The 16,236-nt window shown below is 68.4% G+C and carries 17 protein-coding genes; 9 read left to right on the forward strand and 8 right to left on the reverse strand.

The window, feature by feature from the left end; genetic code table 11:
* Positions 1-13: 13 nt before the first annotated feature.
* A complete protein-coding gene (locus FOC67_RS21020; protein ID WP_003093116.1) occupies positions 14-430 on the forward strand; it encodes a hypothetical protein in 417 nt (138 codons plus the stop codon).
* Between the two features lie 88 nt (positions 431-518).
* Positions 519-1,415 carry a CDF family cation-efflux transporter FieF gene (fieF, locus tag FOC67_RS21025; RefSeq protein WP_003093118.1) on the forward strand — a complete coding sequence of 299 codons (897 nt, stop codon included), beginning with the start codon at positions 519-521 and terminating at the stop codon, positions 1,413-1,415.
* On the opposite strand, the gene FOC67_RS21030 is transcribed toward fieF, so the two are convergent.
* Positions 1,408-2,091 carry a DUF6515 family protein gene (locus FOC67_RS21030; protein WP_023443497.1) on the reverse strand — a complete coding sequence of 228 codons (684 nt, stop codon included), beginning with the start codon at positions 2,089-2,091 and terminating at the stop codon, positions 1,408-1,410. The genes fieF and FOC67_RS21030 overlap by 8 nt on opposite strands.
* A gap of 447 nt (positions 2,092-2,538) precedes the next feature.
* On the opposite strand from FOC67_RS21030, the gene FOC67_RS21035 reads away from it, so the two are divergent.
* The 3 genes from FOC67_RS21035 (at position 2,539) to FOC67_RS21045 (ending at position 3,952) form a co-directional block, all read left to right on the forward strand.
* Complete coding sequence (locus FOC67_RS21035; protein ID WP_003119210.1) at positions 2,539-3,048, forward strand: Lrp/AsnC family transcriptional regulator; 510 nt, start codon at positions 2,539-2,541, stop codon at positions 3,046-3,048.
* A gap of 201 nt (positions 3,049-3,249) precedes the next feature.
* Positions 3,250-3,459, forward strand: a complete 210-nt coding sequence (locus FOC67_RS21040) for a DUF2788 domain-containing protein (protein ID WP_003093125.1) — start codon at positions 3,250-3,252, stop codon at positions 3,457-3,459.
* A 100-nt stretch (positions 3,460-3,559) separates the two neighbouring features.
* The gene (locus FOC67_RS21045) at positions 3,560-3,952 is read left to right on the forward strand and encodes a globin (RefSeq protein WP_009313386.1); all 393 of its coding nucleotides are present in this window, start codon (positions 3,560-3,562) and stop codon (positions 3,950-3,952) included.
* A 33-nt stretch (positions 3,953-3,985) separates the two neighbouring features.
* On the opposite strand, the gene FOC67_RS21050 is transcribed toward FOC67_RS21045, so the two are convergent.
* Positions 3,986-4,555, reverse strand: a complete 570-nt coding sequence (locus FOC67_RS21050; protein ID WP_003114324.1) for a pseudouridine synthase — start codon at positions 4,553-4,555, stop codon at positions 3,986-3,988.
* A gap of 138 nt (positions 4,556-4,693) precedes the next feature.
* Between FOC67_RS21050 and FOC67_RS21055 the strand changes: the two genes are divergently transcribed.
* On the forward strand, positions 4,694-5,779 hold the full coding sequence (locus FOC67_RS21055; RefSeq protein ID WP_003106059.1) for an MBL fold metallo-hydrolase: 1,086 nt from the start codon (positions 4,694-4,696) through the stop codon (positions 5,777-5,779).
* Here FOC67_RS21055 and FOC67_RS21060 read toward each other — a convergent pair.
* From FOC67_RS21060 to ladS, 6 genes are all read right to left on the reverse strand, one after another.
* Positions 5,737-6,303 (reverse strand): SEC-C metal-binding domain-containing protein, encoded by a 567-nt coding sequence (locus FOC67_RS21060; protein WP_003106057.1) that lies wholly within the window; start codon positions 6,301-6,303, stop codon positions 5,737-5,739. The two genes, FOC67_RS21055 and FOC67_RS21060, sit on opposite strands and share 43 nt — an antisense overlap.
* Positions 6,304-6,453: 150 nt before the next feature.
* Positions 6,454-7,953 carry an AMP nucleosidase gene (amn, locus tag FOC67_RS21065; RefSeq protein ID WP_003119204.1) on the reverse strand — a complete coding sequence of 500 codons (1,500 nt, stop codon included), beginning with the start codon at positions 7,951-7,953 and terminating at the stop codon, positions 6,454-6,456.
* Between the two features lie 54 nt (positions 7,954-8,007).
* Complete coding sequence (locus FOC67_RS21070; protein WP_003137711.1) at positions 8,008-8,439, reverse strand: PaaI family thioesterase; 432 nt, start codon at positions 8,437-8,439, stop codon at positions 8,008-8,010.
* A gap of 11 nt (positions 8,440-8,450) precedes the next feature.
* Complete coding sequence (locus FOC67_RS21075) at positions 8,451-10,100, reverse strand: acyl-CoA dehydrogenase family protein (protein WP_009313384.1); 1,650 nt, start codon at positions 10,098-10,100, stop codon at positions 8,451-8,453.
* Complete coding sequence (locus FOC67_RS21080; RefSeq protein ID WP_009313383.1) at positions 10,097-10,744, reverse strand: TetR/AcrR family transcriptional regulator; 648 nt, start codon at positions 10,742-10,744, stop codon at positions 10,097-10,099. The genes FOC67_RS21075 and FOC67_RS21080 overlap by 4 nt, the downstream gene beginning before the upstream one ends.
* Before the next feature lie 105 nt (positions 10,745-10,849).
* Entirely contained in the window at positions 10,850-13,237 is a 2,388-nt protein-coding gene (gene ladS, locus FOC67_RS21085; protein WP_003093145.1) for a hybrid sensor histidine kinase/response regulator LadS, read from the reverse strand.
* A 210-nt stretch (positions 13,238-13,447) separates the two neighbouring features.
* Between ladS and FOC67_RS21090 the strand changes: the two genes are divergently transcribed.
* Genes FOC67_RS21090 through hemL form a run of 3 tightly spaced genes read left to right on the forward strand, consistent with a single transcriptional unit; the run spans position 13,448 to position 16,206 of the window.
* On the forward strand, positions 13,448-14,245 hold the full coding sequence (locus FOC67_RS21090; RefSeq protein ID WP_003100335.1) for a hydroxymethylpyrimidine/phosphomethylpyrimidine kinase: 798 nt from the start codon (positions 13,448-13,450) through the stop codon (positions 14,243-14,245).
* Between the two features lie 10 nt (positions 14,246-14,255).
* Positions 14,256-14,885: a thiamine phosphate synthase gene (gene thiE / locus FOC67_RS21095; protein ID WP_003093148.1), complete on the forward strand. Its 630-nt coding sequence runs from the start codon at positions 14,256-14,258 to the stop codon at positions 14,883-14,885.
* A 37-nt stretch (positions 14,886-14,922) separates the two neighbouring features.
* A complete protein-coding gene (hemL, locus tag FOC67_RS21100; RefSeq protein WP_009313381.1) occupies positions 14,923-16,206 on the forward strand; it encodes a glutamate-1-semialdehyde 2,1-aminomutase in 1,284 nt (427 codons plus the stop codon).
* Positions 16,207-16,236 lie beyond the last annotated feature (30 nt).

The raw sequence follows: 16,236 nt of genomic DNA on the forward strand, positions 1-16,236 counted from the left end.
CCGGAGGTCATACATGCGCCTTGCCACCCGCGTTTCCTGTGCCGTTCTCAGTGCAGCCCTGCTGAGCCAGTTGTCGGCCTGCGGTACGCTGTTCTACCCCGAGCGACGCGGCCAGATCGACGGTCGCATCGATCCGGCCATCGTCGCCTTCGACGCCATCGGCCTGCTGTTCTATATCATCCCCGGCCTGATCGCCTTCGGCGTCGACTTCGCCACCGGCGCCATCTACCTGCCCGACGCCAAGTACTCGGTCGCCCCGGAAGTGCTCAAGGATGCCGTCGGCGCGGACGGCAAGGTCGACAACCGCAAGCTCAAGGCCATCCTCGAACGCGAGATCGGCCGTGAACTGCCGCTCGACGACCCGCGCCTGATCCGCCACAGCGGCAGCGTCGAGCAACTGGCGGCCTATGGCCTGAAGCCGGCCGCCTGATCCGCCCTTCGAGCGCGACCGTGCGTCAGTGCCCGGTCGCCGCCCGGTTGGTTTACAGTGGCGCCGTCCCTCCTGACAGAAGCGCCCCATGAGTCCCGATTCCCCCCACGCCCGCCTGCTGCGCCTGGCCACCCTGGCCTCGCTCGGTGTCGCCGTCACCCTGGTCATCGGCAAGGCCATTGCCTGGTGGCTGAGCGGTTCGGTGAGCCTGCTCGCCGGCCTCACCGACTCCCTGCTGGACAGTGCCGCCTCGCTGCTCAACCTGCTGGCGGTGCACTATTCGCTACGCCCGGCCGACGACGACCACCGCTACGGCCACGGCAAGGCCGAGGCCCTGGCCGGCCTGGCCCAGGCCATGTTCATCGGTGCCAGCGCGGTGCTGGTGGCTATCCAGGCGGTCGAGCAATTGCGCGACCCGCAGCCCCTCGGCGCGGCCACCTGGGGCATCGCGGTGATGCTGCTGTCGCTGCTGCTCACGGCCCTTCTCCTGGCCTTCCAGACCCACGTCATCCGCCGCACCGGTTCCACCGCGATACGCGCCGACTCGCTGCACTACCGCTCGGACCTGCTGCTCAACGCCAGCATCCTCGTGGCACTGCTCCTGGCCCGCTACGGCTGGCCACAGAGCGACGGCCTGTTCGGCCTGGGCATCGCCCTGTACATCCTCTGGAGCGCCCTGCAGATCGCTCGCGAGTCGGTGTCGATCCTGATGGACCGGGAACTGCCTACCGACATCAGCGAGCGCATGCGCGAACTCGCCTGCAGCGTGCCGGGAGTGCTCGGCGCGCACGACGTGCGCACGCGGATTTCCGGCAACCACTGGTTCGTCCAGTTGCACCTCGAACTGCCCGGCGAGCTGAGCCTGTCGGTGGCCCACGCCCTGACCGACCGCGCAGTGCTGGCGATCAAGCGCGAATACCCGAAGGCCGAGGTGCTGATCCATGCCGACCCGCAGGAAGTGGTCGGCAAGGAAACCGTCAGTTGACGCTGTAGCCGCGCCCGCTCAGGCAGGCTGCCATGGCCCGGCGGTAGCCGTTGGCGACCTCGGCGGCCGGCGCGTAGGTCGCCCCCGCCGGGTCGAAGCCGCTCTCGCCCACCGCCCAGCGGTGGCACTCGTAGCGGTCGCGGCCCTGCTGGTCGGGCCCCTGGCCGCGCGCGGGGTAGGCCACCACGTCGTAGCTGGCGGCCGGCCCGCTGACCGGATAAACGGGTCCCGCTGCCCGCGGCGGCGGGCTGACCACTTCGTACTCGCGGGTGTCGGCATGCCACAGGTAGTAAGTGCCGGCGGCAAGGAAGTACAGCACGCTGCCCAGCCAGACCTGCTCCGCATAGGGCGGCAGGCTGCGGACGCGCACCCCGCGGGGCGGCACGACCAGCACATAGCGCGGGCCGTCGGGTCGGTACCAGTAGCCGTCGTGGAAGAAATACTCGCCGCCGCGATAGGGCACCCGCAGGTGTCCGCGCGGCAAGGCATCCACCATCCGGCCCGGACGCCAGTCGGGATGCGGTCCCCAACTGCCGCCGTACGCTTCGCCGCGGCCAGGTCCCGGTTGTCCGTGGGCAACACCGCGCTCGCCGCCGGGTCCGCCGCGTCCCCCTCGGCCGTCGTCAGCCTGCGCCTGGACGCACAGGCTCAGCGAGAGAGCGCCCACCCCGAGCATTCGCCACCATCCACCGTTCATCGTCTGCCTCGCCCCGGGCCTGGTCGCCCGGCCACGTTCGAATGATCCCGGGAACGACTTTCCGCCGTTTTCCGCCAAGGGTGGGTAAACGCCGGGTAAAGAATGGGTAAAAGCGCGGCACGGGCCGGATCGCGAGCAAAGAAAAAGGGAGGCCCGTCGACCTCCCTTCTGGGGTAACTGTCCTGGCTCGGCGCTATTGGCGACGGCTCACCTCACTCCACCTTCTGGGCGGTGTGCAACCCGGAGGCCGGCGCAACCCTGTAGGGTCGGCGGCCACGGCTGGCCTGATTGGGCGAGCCGTGATGGACGAGATGTCCGGGCCGTGAATCTGGGTAAAAGAATACGTCGCCAGGCGCGACCAATGATTGCTAATATTGCTCACCAGAACCTTGATTGCGCAATAAATCACTCAAATTCACCTTGCCAATGGCAATCAACCTGAAAGAAATCCTCGCCATGAACAAACTCGATCGCTACGACCTGCGTATCCTCGAAGAACTCCAGCGCGACGCACGCATCTCCAACCAGGAACTGGCAGAACGGATAGGCCTGTCGCCATCGCCCTGTTCGCGACGGGTCAAGCAGCTCGAGGACGACGGCTACATCGTCCGCCAGGTAGCCTTGCTGGACCGCAAGAAACTCGGCCTGAGCCTCACCGCCTTCGTCCTCATAGGCATGGACCGACACACCCCGGAACGCTTCGAACATTTCCAGGAAGTCATCGGCAAATGCCCGGAAGTGCTGGAGTGCAGCCTGGTCACCGGGATGGACGCGGACTACCAGTTGAAGGTCGTGGTGCCGGACATGGACCATTACCAGAAGCTCCTGCTGGGTACCCTGACGCGCATCGAAGGGGTCTCCAGCGTGCGCTCCAGCTTCGTCCTCAACCAGGTGCTGGCGAGTACCGAACTGCCGCTGGAGCACCTGCGCGATTGATCGTAGCGAGACCTGGGACATGACACGGAACAGGCGGCATGCCGTATAATCGGCAGCCTGTTTCAGTTGTCATGCCCGCGTGGCCCCCGCATATAAAGAGCAGCCTGCTCGTAGAACGATAAACGCCTTGCCCGCCCCCCATGGCACGCTCCGTCCGACCGCGAGCCGGACTTCGTTTGCTTGAAAATCCGGAGGTTGCCAATGGATCCCGAACTGTTCGAAGAGTGGATGATGACCGGTCTGGTGACCGTGCTTATCCTGTTCATGGCTTTCATCGTGTGGGACCTGGCGAAGAAGTCGAAAGCCGGCAAGTTCGGAACCCTGATCCTGTTCTTCGCCCTCGGCCTGGGCGTACTGGGCTTCATCATCAAGGGCCTGGTCATCGGCAGCCTCGAAGGCGCGGGCATGTAACCCCGGCGCCACGCGCGTCATCCAACCACTCGTAATCATCCGCCGGCCCCGGCCAACGGGGCCGGCTCGCCTTGCCATTGCCTAGAACAAGGGAGTCGCCATGAACGCCGCCGACCGCGTCATGCAGAGTTATGGACGCTGCTGTGCCAGCACCGGATTCTTCGATGATTTCTACCGGCATTTCCTTGCCAGTTCCCCGCAGATTCGCGCCAAGTTCGCCACCACCGACATGACTGTGCAGAAACACCTGCTGCGTGCCGGGATCATGAACCTGGTGATGTACGCCCGCGGCATGTCCGACAGCAAGCTGCGCGCCCTCGGTGCCAGCCATTCGCGCGCCGCGCTGGATATCCGCCCGGAACTCTACGACCTGTGGCTGGACGCCCTGCTGATGGCGGTCGCCGAGCACGACCGCGACTGCGACGCAGAGACCCGCGACGCCTGGCGCGACGTGATGGGTCGTGGCATCGCCGTGATCAAGTCGTACTACTGATCGTTCCGCGCCCGCTGGACGACGCCCCTCTCGTCAGTCCAGCCGCGCCGGCACTTCCCGCCATTCCCCGAGGCCCAGGCCGTCCAGGCTCCAGGGGCCGATCCGCACCCGCACCAGCCGCAGCGTCGGCAAGCCCACCGCCGCCGTCATCCGCCGCACCTGGCGATTGCGCCCCTCGCGGATCACCAGTTCCAGCCAGTGGGTCGGCACCGACTTGCGAAAACGCACCGGCGGCACCCGCTCCCACAACGTCGGCTCATCCAGCAGACGCGCCTCGGCGGGCAGCGTCGGGCCGTCGTTGAGCGTCACGCCCTCGCGCAGGCGCCGCAATTGCTCCTCGTCCGGCGTGCCTTCGACCTGCACCCAGTAGGTCTTCGGCAGCTTGTGCCGGGGGTCGGCGATGCGCGCCTGCAGGCGACCGTCGTTGGTCAGCAGCAACAGGCCCTCGCTGTCGCGGTCCAGGCGCCCGGCCGGATACACGCCCGGCACCGGGATGAAGTCCTTGAGGGTCGAGCGCCCTTGCTCGTCGTTGAACTGGGTCAGTACGTCGAACGGCTTGTTGAACAGCAGCAGCTTCGGCTCGCTCGGCGGCGCCTTGGCCACCCGGCGTGGCGCAGGGCGGACGGGATGACGCGGGGAAGGACGCGGGGGACGGGACATGACTGGAAACGAGTTGGCTTGATCGGGGTACCGGGCGGCATGCTAGGTTGTCCGAGAGCCTGACCGCAAGAGCATCCCCTCATGCCCTCCCTGCGTCCCACCTGGCTGATCAGCCTGCTGACCCTGGCCGGCTGCGCTGGCAGCGCCTATCAGGGTCCGCCTTCGGACCATTTCGACGGCGAACGTTTCCGCAATATCCAGCCGACCGCGCACAAGAGCCTGCGCGACCTGCTCAAGTGGCAGTGGAACCGCCCGCCGCAACGCCCGTGGGTCGCCCTGCCGCCGACGGCAACGCCGCCAAGGGTGAACGAGCGCGCCCGCGGCGAAGAACTGCGGGTCACCTACATCAACCACGCCACCCTGCTGATCCAGCACCGCGGCCTGAACATCCTCACCGACCCGGTCTGGTCGCAACGGGTCAGCCCGCTCGCCTTCATCGGCCCGAAGCGCCACCATCCGCCCGGGTTGACGCTCGACCAGTTGCCACCGATCGACCTGGTGCTTGTGAGCCACAACCACTACGACCACCTCGACCTGGAAACCCTGCGCCAGCTCCACCGGCGCTGGCCGACGGCCAAGGTGGTCAGCGGCCTGGGCAACGCCGGGCTGATCCGCCAGACAGGTTTCGCCGACGTCGTGGAGATCGACTGGTGGCAGGCCGTGCCGCTGGGCGCTGGCCTGACGCTGCATGGCGTACCGGTGCAGCACTGGTCGTCGCGCACCCGCAGCGACACCAACCGCACGCTCTGGCTCGGCTTCGTCATCGACTCGCCGGACGGCCCGCTGCTGTTTCCCGGCGATACCGGGCTAGGCCCGGAGTTCGGGCTGATCAACCAGCGCTTCGGGGCGATGCGCTTCGCCGCCCTGCCGATCGGCGCCTACGAGCCGCGCTGGTTCATGCGCGACCACCACATGAATCCCGACGACGCGGTGCAGGCCCATCGCACGCTGCAGGCGCAGACCAGCATGGCCATCCACTTCGGTACCTTCAATCTCACCGACGAACAGCAGGACGACCCGCCCAAGGCGCTCCAGGCGGCGCTGCGCAGCCAAGGCGTGGACCCGGCGACCTTCGGCACGCCGAAACCCGGCGAGCAGTGGCGCGTCGCACCGCGCAACGTCGCTCAGGAGGCCGAGGCCACCAGGCGGGAGCAGCAGTTGCGGTAGCGCTTGCCGCTGCCGCACGGACAAGCCTGGTCGCCACGGCCGCCCAGGGCCAGCCAGCTTTCCAGGCGCGCGGCCATCCCGGCCAGGCGCTCGCGGGCCTCGTCGTCCAGGCCGGCGCGGGCCAGTTGGCGCCGCAGGCCAAGGTAGTCTTCCAGCAGGACATCGCGGCTGAGCGCCTGGTACTGGTCGGCCAGCGGCACGCCTTCGTAGCGCCGCTGCGGGTCGGCCAGGAAAGCGATGGCGCCCGCCTGCGGCAGGACATTCCACAGGTTGCCGCGCGGATCGCGCCAGCAAGCGCTGAAACGCGCGCGCAGGGCCAAGCCACGCCATTCTTCCAGGATCCAGCCATCGACCCGCTCGCCGCCGAGGGCCTCGACCGCCCGCCCGACCGAGAACCACGGTTCGCCGGCCAGGCTTTCCGGCATCGGCAACGGCGCTGCCACTTCCGGCGCGGCATCGGGCACCAGGCGGCGGGCGAAGCGACGGAGCGGGTTGCTGAGATGAGTGGGGACGCTGAACGGCATGGGGCTCACATCGATGGCAGGCGTGGTCGTTCCGACCGGCAGAGGGCGCCGCGGTTCCACGCAGGGCGAAGGGCCGTCATTGTAGGGCCTCGGCGCCGCGAGGCGTAGAAGCGCGCCCCGGTTTCCGCGCGGAAACCGGGGCGCGTCCGATCAACGGAACGGCGGCTCGTCGAAACTCCGCAGCTTGCGCGAGTGCAGCGAGTTGAGCTGGCTGCGCAACAGGTCGAGGGCGGCGATGCCGATCCGCAGGTGCTGGTTCACCGCGCGCTCGTAGAAGGCGTTGGCCGAGCCGGGCAGCTTGATCTCGCTGTGCAGCGGCTTGTCCGAGACGCACAGCAACGTGCCGTAGGGCACCCGCAGGCGGTAGCCCTGGGCGGCGATGGTGCCGCTCTCCATGTCCACCGCGATGGCCCGCGCCAGGTTGATCAGTGGCCGCTCCTGGGCCCAGCGCAGCTCCCAGTTGCGGTCGTCGTAGGTGAGCACGGTGCCGGTGCGCAAGCGTCGCTTGAGCGACTCGCCGCGCTCGCCGGTGACTTCGGCGGCGGCTTCCTGCAAGGCGACCTGGACTTCGGCCAGCGCCGGGATCGGGATGTGCGGCGGCAGCGCGCGGTCGAGGATGCCGTCGCGGCGCATGTAGGCGTGCGCCAGTACGTAGTCGCCGATGGTCTGCGACTGCCGCAGGCCGCCGCAGTGGCCGATCATCAGCCAGCAATGCGGACGCAACACCGCCAGGTGGTCGGTGATGTTCTTCGCGTTGGACGGGCCGACCCCGATGTTGACCAGGGTGATGCCGTCGCCATCGGCGGCGATCAGGTGGTAGGCCGGCATCTGGTAGCGGTGCCAGACCACCCCGGCGACGATGGCGTTGGCCTCGCCTTCGTCCATCCCGCGTTCGATGATCACGTTGCCCGGCAGGACCATGCGCACGAAGCGCGGGTCCTCGCGCAGGCGGGTCAGGCCGAGGCGGATGAACTGGTCGACGTAGCGGTGGTAGTTGGTCAGCAGGATCCACGGCTGCACGTGGCGCCAGTCGCTGCCGGTGTAGTGCACCAGGCGGCGCAGGGAGAAGTCCACCCGCGCGGCGTCGAACAGCGCCAGCGGCAACTGGTCGGCGCGTTCCCATTCGTAGAGGCCGTCGGCGATGTCGTCGGAAGCGGCGGACAGGTCGGTGCTGGGGAACACCCGCGCCAGCTCGGCGGCGGTCACCCCGGAGCCGGCCAGCTCGTCGCCCTGCTCGACCACGTAGGGATAGGGGATGTCCTGTTGGCTCGGGCCGACCTGCACCTGCACGGTGAAATCGTCCATCAGCGGACGCAACTGTTCCAGCAGGTACTTGCGGAAGGCGTCGGGGTGGGTGACGGTGACGCTGTATTCGCCCGGCACCTGGACCTTGGCGTAGGCGCGGGTGGTGGACGGCACCTCGCCCTGGCAGCGGTAGCCGATGCGCAGTTGCGGGTAGTGAAAGTTCTGCCGCTCGGCCTCGCTCGGCTCGATGCGCTCCTTGATGTAGCGCTTGAGCGCCTGGCTCAGCGCCGCGGTGGCCTGGCGGTGCAGCTCGGCAAGACGGTCGACGGCCTCCTCGGCCGTGCGGGCGACGACGAACCCGTCGTCGGAATCGATACTCATGGTGGGCTTCCTGTCGGTTCGCATGGAAAACATCTTGCCTGTACCGACAGGAAAACACAGCGCTTTTCTCCCGTTACCTCATTCGGCCAGCGCCACCACCGCCATGGTCACGGTGGCCTTGCTGAACAGGCGCCGCCGACCGTCCCGCTCGGCGAACACCTCGGCCTCGACCACCGTCACCTGGCGCCCGGCCTTGAGCACCTCGGCGCGACACAACAGGCGCTGGCAAAGCGCCGGGCGCAACAGGTTGAGCTTGAACTCCAGGCTCAGCACCGTCTGCCCCTCCTCCACCAGGGTCGCGGCGGCGGCCCCGGCGGCATGGTCGGCCAGGGTCGCCTGGACCCCGGCATGGATGAAGCCGTTCTGCTGGGCGTGGCGGGGCAGGATGTCCAGCCCCGCTTCGACCCAACCCGGCCCGCAGTCCAGCGGACGGATGCCGAGGTCGCCGACGAAACTGGCCGCGGCGAAGCCCTGCTCGACCAGCTCCCGGTAGCGCGGATGCGCTTGCATCGCGACGCGCCTCAGGCCAGGTGCGGGGTGGCGCGAGCCAACAGCGCCTCGACCTCGACGCCGCGCGGGAGGGTGCCGTAGACCCGCCCGCCGTCCCCCAGGCGACTGCCGATGAAGGCGTCGGACACCGCGGAGTTGCCGGCTTCCAGCAACAGCTTGGCCTGCAAGGCGATCGCCACGTCCTCGGTGAGCTGGCGGGCGCGGTACTGGATGTCGGCGGTGTCGGCGAAGGCCGCCTTGAGGTTGCCGATGTGCGCGGCGAGACGGGCGTCGCCATGGCCGTCGCCCAGTTCGGCGAACAGCGCGTCGAGCACCCCCGGCTCCTTCGACAGGGCACGCAGCACGTCCAGGCACTGCACGTTGCCGGAACCTTCCCAGATCGAGTTCACCGGGGCCTCGCGGTACAGCCGCGGCAGGATGGTTTCCTCGACGTAGCCGGCACCGCCCATGCATTCGGAGGCTTCGTTGATCATCGCCGGGGCACGCTTGCAGATCCAGTACTTGCCCACCGCGGTGACCAGGCGGGCGAACTTCTCCTCCTGCTCGTCGTGGGCACGGTCCAGGGCATGCCCCATGCGCAGGGTCAGGGCCAGCGCCGCCTCGCTTTCCAGGGCCAGGTCGGCGAGCACGTTCTGCATCAGCGGTTGCTCGGCCAGCACCCGCCCGCCGACCTTGCGGTAGGCACAGTGGTGGGCAGCCTGGGTCAACGCCTGACGCATCAATGCGCTGGAGCCGATCATGCAGTCGAAGCGGGTCATGGCGACCATCTCGATGATGGTCGGCACGCCACGGCCCTCCTCGCCGACCATCCAGGCCAGGGCGCCGCGATACTCGATTTCGCTGGAGGCGTTCGACCAGTTGCCCAGCTTGTCCTTCAGGCGCTGGATGTAGAACTGGTTGCGGCTGCCGTCCGGCCGGTGGCGCGGCAGCAGGAAGCAGGTCAGGCCCTTGTCGGTGTAGGCCAGGGTGAGGAAGGCGTCGCACATCGGCGCCGAGCAGAACCACTTGTGCCCGACCAGTTCGTAGGCCTGCCCCGGCCCGGGAATCCCCACCGGGTAGGCCCGCGTGGTATTGGCGCGGACGTCGGTGCCGCCCTGCTTCTCGGTCATCGCCATGCCGATGGTGACGCCCGCCTTCTGCTCCATCGGCACGTTGCGCGGGTCGTACTCGCGGGAGAGGATCTTCGGCAGCCATTTCTCGGCCAGGTCCGCCTGCAGGCGAATCGCCGGCACGCTGGCGTAGGTCATGGTCAACGGGCAACCGGTGCCGGCCTCCGCCTGGCTGTGCAGGTAGGACAGCCCGGCCCGCGCCACCTGGGCGCCGGGGCGCGGGTCGGTCCAGGGCAGCGAGGGCAGTTCGTGTTCGATGGCGGCGCGCATCAGCTCGTGGTAGGCGGGGTGGAACTCCACCAGGTCGACGCGGTTGCCGTAGCGGTCGTGGCTATGGAACTCCGGCTTGTACTGGTTGGCCAGGAAGCCGGCCGCCATCAGCGGGCCGCCGGCCAGCTCGCCGTAGCGCTGCAGGCGCTCCTCGGCCCAGCCGCCCTGGTAGCGACGCACCCACTCCTGGAGAGGCAGGTCGAGGCGGTAGAGGTTGGCACCATCCAGCGACGGTACCTGGTTGGTCACTTCGTGGGTTTCGGCGTACTGGTGCAGGTTCATGAGGGTTCCTCGCAGACAGGCGCGCCCACCGCGCGCAGGCAGAAGTTCACCAGAGCCGTACTCACCGGCTCCAGACTCGGTTCCGGCTGGCCGCTGTCGCGAGCGGCGCGCGCCGGGGGAGACAAGGGGCCGACCAGCGCCTCGGCGATGGCCCCGACCAGGCAGGCCGCGGCAAGCGGCACCAGGGAAAGCTGGAATGCGCCACTGCGCCGGCCCTCCTCGAGCAGTTCGACGAACAGTGCGGCGTAGGCCTCGCGATAGCGCAGGCGCTGCTCGTCGACTTCAGGATCCACCGGCTCGGCGATCAGGGCGAAGGCCAGCCGCTGGCTGCTCCAGGCGCGCGCGGCAAAGCGCCGCAAGCCCTCGGCCAGGCGCCAGGCGGGCGCGCCGGGACCGCGCAGGACCACGGCCAGGGCATCGACCTCACGCTGGCTGGCGCGGCGGAAGATTTCCGCCGCCAGCTCGCCCTTGCCCTGGAAGTGGCGGTACAGGCTGCCGGTGGCGATCCCCGCGTCGTCGGCCAGGGCCTGCATGGTCAGCGCGGCGAAACCGCCCTCCGCGACACGCCGCAGGCCTAGCTGGAGGATGCGCTCGCGCAGCGCGGAATCGCGTTGCAGGCGGCGTTCGGTGACACGATAGACCATGACTGAATCCGGATTCACTTTTTCCCAGTGAATCACGCTTCAGGCTTTGCCTAAAGAGACATACAGGTCGCGCAGGCCGGCATTTCAGCCAGCCGCGGAAAGGCTTCAGGCGGACTTGGTGACGATCGGCTGGCACAGCAGCCAATCGTGCAGCAGGGTCTGCAACTCTTCGAACTTGACCGGCTTGGCCATGTAGTCGCTCATGCCCGCCGCCAGGCAGCGCTCGCGATCGCCGCTGTGGCTGTGGGCGGTCAACGCCAGCACCGGCAGTTCCGCGCAGCCGGGCAGCGCGCGGATCGCCCGACAGGTGGCGAAGCCGTCCATCACCGGCATCTGGCAGTCGAGCAGTACGCCGTCCGGCCGCTCGCGCGCCAGCAACTCCAGGGCCTCGCTGCCGTTGTCGGCGGTGCGCACCCGGTAGCCGAGCTTGAGCAGCATGCCGCGAGTCACCAACTGGTTGATGGCGTTGTCCTCCACCACCAGCACCGTGCACTCCTCGGGACGCCGCACCGCCTGCCCGCCGGCGCGCCGCGGCGGCGGCGCCAGGCCCTGGGCCGGCTGGGTCAGTTGCAGGCGCAGAAGGAAGCGGCTGCCCTGTCCCGGCCGGGACTCGTGGGTCAGCTCGCCGCCAAGCAGCTCCACCAGCTTGCGGCACAGAGCCAGGCCGATGCCGAGGCCTCCGTAGCCACGGGTCAACGAGCTGTCGGCCTGGACGAAACGCTGGTAGAGGTCGCTGCCGGCGGCCATGTCGAAACCGATGCCGGTGTCGATCACTTCCACCCGCAGCGCCACCCCGTCATGGGTACGCCCGGCGGCGACGCGCAGGGTCACGCTGCCCCTGGCGGTGAACTTGATCGCATTGTCGACCAGGTAGCCCAGCGCCTGGGCCAGCTTGCCGGCATCGCCTTCGAGGGTGTCCGGCAGGCTGTCGTCCAGTTGCAGGGCGAAGCGCAGGCCCTTCTCCTCGGCGCGCGGCGCGTACTGCGCGCGCAGGCTGTCGAACAGGCCGCGCAGGCTGAACGGCTCGCGGCGCGGGTAGAGTTTGCCGGCCTGCAGTTCGATGAGGGCGAGGATGTCGTTGACCATCCGCATCATGTCCCGCGCCGAACCGGCGGCGGTGCGCTGGTACTCGGCGAGTTCGACGTCCATCGGCACCGTCTGCATCAGCTCCAGCGAACCGATCACCCCGCTCATCGGGGTGCGCAGTTCGTGGGTGACGGTGGCGAGGAACTCGTCCTTCAGGCGATTGCTGTTGGCCAGTTCCTGGTTCAGCGCTTCCAGCTTGCGGCTGGACTCCTGGAGGATTCGCGCGCGCTCCTCCTTCATCGCGTTGATCCGGTCGGCCAGCGCCAGCGACAGCAAGCCCACCTCCAGCGCTGAACCGATCTGGCTGGCATACATGGTGAGGAACATGTTCGGCAGGTAGCCGAGGACCATCAGGGTATTGACGATGCCGCCGAGAAGGAAGGCGGTCCAGGCGATGATGAAATAGCGCGCCACGCGCATGCCGCGCAGCCAGGCGAGGATGCCGGCGGCGAAGATCAGGCCGGTGAAGGCCAGCGCCAGGTAGGTGGCCAGGCGTAGAGCCACGGCGTAGCTCATGGTCAGCGCCATCAGCATGACCAGCGCGCCGACCGCCATCAGCGCCAGCAGGCCGCGGTCGACCCACACGCTGTGGTCGCGGGTATGCAGGAAGCTGCGCGCGAACTGGCAGCCGAACAGCGCCGCCGAACCGATCAGGAATGGCGTGGCGGCGTTCGCCCACCAGGGGCTGTCGGGCCAGAAGTACTCGATGCCGGCGCCGTTCACCGAGACCTGGTAGAGCCCGAACGAAGCGATATAGAGGATGTAGTAGAGATAGCTGGTATCGCGGACGCTGAGGAAGATGAACAGGTTGTAGATCAGCATCACCAGCAGCACGCCATAGATGATGCCGAGCACATAGATGCGTTCGGGCTGCTCCTCCAGGTAGGCCTTGGGCGACCACAGGGTCAACGGCGCCTGGATCGATCCCTGGCTTTCCAGCCGCAGGTAGACACGCTGCGGCTTGTTCGGCTCGAGGCCGAGTTCGAACAGGTAGTTGTTCTGCCGGATCGGCCGACTGGCGAACGGCAATGTGTCGCCGGTGCGTTGGGCGAGGCGGTAGCCGCCCTGGCCATCGGGCAGGTAGAGGTCGAGCTTGTCCAGCGGCGGATAGGCCAGCTCCAGCAGCCAGGTGCGCGGATCGCTGGAGGCGACCGGCCGGTAGTCCAGGTCCAGGCGCAACCAGAACACCGAGCGCGAATAGCCGGCATTGAGCACGTCCTTGTCATGGCGGCGGAAGCTGCTGTCGATGGCCCGCGAGGTGATGTCGTTGATATCGGCGCTACCGCGCACGTCCTCGAACACGTCGATGGACTGCCCCAGCGGCAGGCGCTCGACCTGCTCGTTGAAGCTCACCGCACCCGCCAGGCACGGCAACGCAAGAAGAAAGAGAATCAGCCAGTGCCGCATGATGCCCCGCAGTGCTCCTCGAACGGACCGGGAGCCCCACCTCCCTCGTCATGGTCCGCCCTTGGCGAGCGTTGTATGAATATTCGCCGAACTTTAGCACACGCCACGCCACATCAGGCCCGGGACGTGTCACGCAGGGCCCGGGCGCGGCGCCCGAAAGGTCGTCCGCGCAGCCGCCACGGAGCGCTTTTAGTGGTAAGCTCACGCGCCATGAAAACACCGACTTCCCGCCCCGTAGTGCTCTGCCTGTCCGGTCACGACCCCAGTGGTGGCGCCGGACTGCAAGCCGACATCGAAGCCCTGCTCGCCCAGGGCTGCCACGCCGCCCCGGCGGTCACCGCGCTGACCGTGCAGGACACCGTCAACGTCAGCGACTTCCGCGTCCTCGACCGCGAGTGGGTGCTGGCCCAGGCCAACGCCGTACTCGCCGACCTGCCCGTCGCGGCGGTCAAGCTGGGTATGCTCGGTTCGCTGGAGATGGTCGACACGGTGGCCGAGATCCTCGCCGCCCACCCGCACTTGCCGGTGGTCTGCGATCCGGTGCTGCGCGCCGGCGGCGGCGGTGCGCTGGGCAAGGGCGACGTCGGCTTCGCCATGCGCGAGCGGCTGCTGCCGCGCGCCACCATCGCCACGCCGAACCTGCCGGAAGCGCGCCTGCTCGCCGACCTGCCCGAGGGCAGCGCCGACCAGTGCGCCGAGCGCCTGCTGGAACACTGCGAGCACCTGTTGATCACCGGCGGACACGGCGACGAAAGCGAAGTGCACAATCGCCTGTACAGCCGCGACGGCAGCCGCCGCACCTTCACCTGCCAGCGCCTGCCCGGCAGCTACCATGGCTCCGGCTGCACCCTGGCCAGCGCCCTGGCCGGTCGCATCGCCCTCGGCGAAGCGCTGCACGGCGCCGTACAGAGCGCCCTCGACTACACCTGGCGGACCCTGCGCGACGCCGAGAGTCCGGGCCACGGCCAATACGTGCCGCGCCGCCTGCCCACCGACTTCTGTCACTGAGAGCCAGCCGATGAAACTGCGCGGCCTGTACGCCATCACCGATAGCCAGCTACTGGACGACGGCCGCCTGCTGCCCTACGTCGAAGCCGCGCTACGCGGCGGCGCGCGCCTGCTGCAATACCGCGACAAATCCAGCGACCAGGCGCGGCGCCTGCGCGAGGCGGAAAGCCTGCGCGAACTCTGCGAACGCCACGGCGCGCAGCTGATCGTCAACGACGACGCCGAACTCGCCGCGCGCCTGGGCGTCGGCCTGCACCTCGGCCAGACCGACGGTTCGCTGTCGGCGGCGCGCGCCCTGCTCGGCCGCCAGGCGATCATCGGCGCCACCTGCCACGCCCAACTGGAACTGGCCGAGCAGGCGGTGGCCGAGGGCGCCAGCTACGTCGCCTTCGGCCGCTTCTTCAATTCCAGCACCAAACCCGGCGCCCCCGCCGCCAGCGTCGAACTGCTCGACCAGGCCCGGCCGCGCCTGCACCTGCCGATCACCGCCATCGGCGGCATCAGCCTCGACACCGCGCCCGGCCTGATCGCCCGCGGCGTCGATCTGGTCGCCGTGATCCATGCGCTGTTCGCCGCCGCGTCCGCCGCCGAGGTGGAACGCCGCGCCCGCGCCTTCAGCGCCCTGTTCGAACCTGCCTGACGCCTCCGCGCCTCGCCCGAGAGATAGAGAGCTAGCCATGTCCCGTTCCGAAACGCTGTTCAACAACGCCCAGAAACACATTCCCGGCGGGGTCAACTCCCCGGTGCGCGCCTTCAAGAGCGTCGGCGGCACCCCGCTGTTCTTCAAGCACGCCGAAGGCGCCTATGTACTGGACGAGGACGACAAGCGCTACGTGGACTATGTCGGCTCCTGGGGCCCGATGATCCTCGGCCACAGCCATCCGGACGTGCTCGACGCGGTGCGCCGGCAGCTCGACCACGGCCTGTCCTATGGCGCGCCGACCGCGCTGGAAGTGGAAATGGCCGACCTGGTCTGCTCCATGGTGCCGTCGATGGAGATGGTGCGCATGGTCAGCTCCGGCACCGAGGCGACCATGAGCGCCATCCGCCTGGCCCGCGGCTACACCGGGCGCGACAGCATCATCAAGTTCGAAGGCTGCTACCACGGCCACTCCGACAGCCTGCTGGTGAAGGCCGGCTCCGGCGCCCTGACCTTCGGCGTGCCGAACTCCCCGGGCGTTCCGGCAGCCTTCGCCAAGCACACCCTGACCCTGCCGTTCAACGACATCGAGGCGGTGCGCAAGACACTGGGCGAAGTCGGCAAGGAGGTCGCCTGCATCATCGTCGAGCCGGTTGCCGGCAACATGAACTGCGTGCCGCCGGCGCCGGGCTTCCTCGAAGGCCTGCGTGAAGCCTGCGACGAACACGGCGTGGTGCTGATCTTCGACGAAGTGATGACCGGCTTCCGTGTCGCCCTCGGCGGCGCCCAGGCCTACTACGGGGTCACCCCGGACCTGTCGACCTTCGGCAAGATCATCGGCGGCGGCATGCCGGTGGGCGCCTTCGGCGGCAAGCGCGAGATCATGCAGCAGATTTCCCCGCTGGGCCCGGTCTACCAGGCCGGCACGCTCTCGGGCAACCCGCTGGCAATGGCCGCCGGGCTGACCACCCTGCGCCTGATCAGCCGCCCCGGTTTCCACGACGAACTGACCGCCTACACCACGCGCATGCTCGACGGCCTGCAACAGCGCGCGGATGCCGCCGGCATCCCCTTCGTCACCACCCAGGCGGGCGGCATGTTCGGCCTGTACTTCAGCGGCGCCGACGCCATCGTCACCTTCGAGGACGTGATGGCCAGCGACGTCGAAGGCTTCAAGCGCTTCTTCCACCTGATGCTCGACGGTGGCGTGTACCTTGCGCCTAGCGCCTTCGAGGCCGGCTTCACCTCCATCGCCCATGGCGACAAGGAGCTGGAAATCACGCTGAACGCCGCCGAAAAAGCCTTCGCCGCGCTGAAATGACCCTCTTCGCGGCGCCCTTCCCGGGCGCCG

This window comes from Pseudomonas sp. FDAARGOS_761 (genome assembly GCF_013343155.1).
GTDB classification, from domain to species: Bacteria; Pseudomonadota; Gammaproteobacteria; order Pseudomonadales; family Pseudomonadaceae; genus Pseudomonas; species Pseudomonas aeruginosa.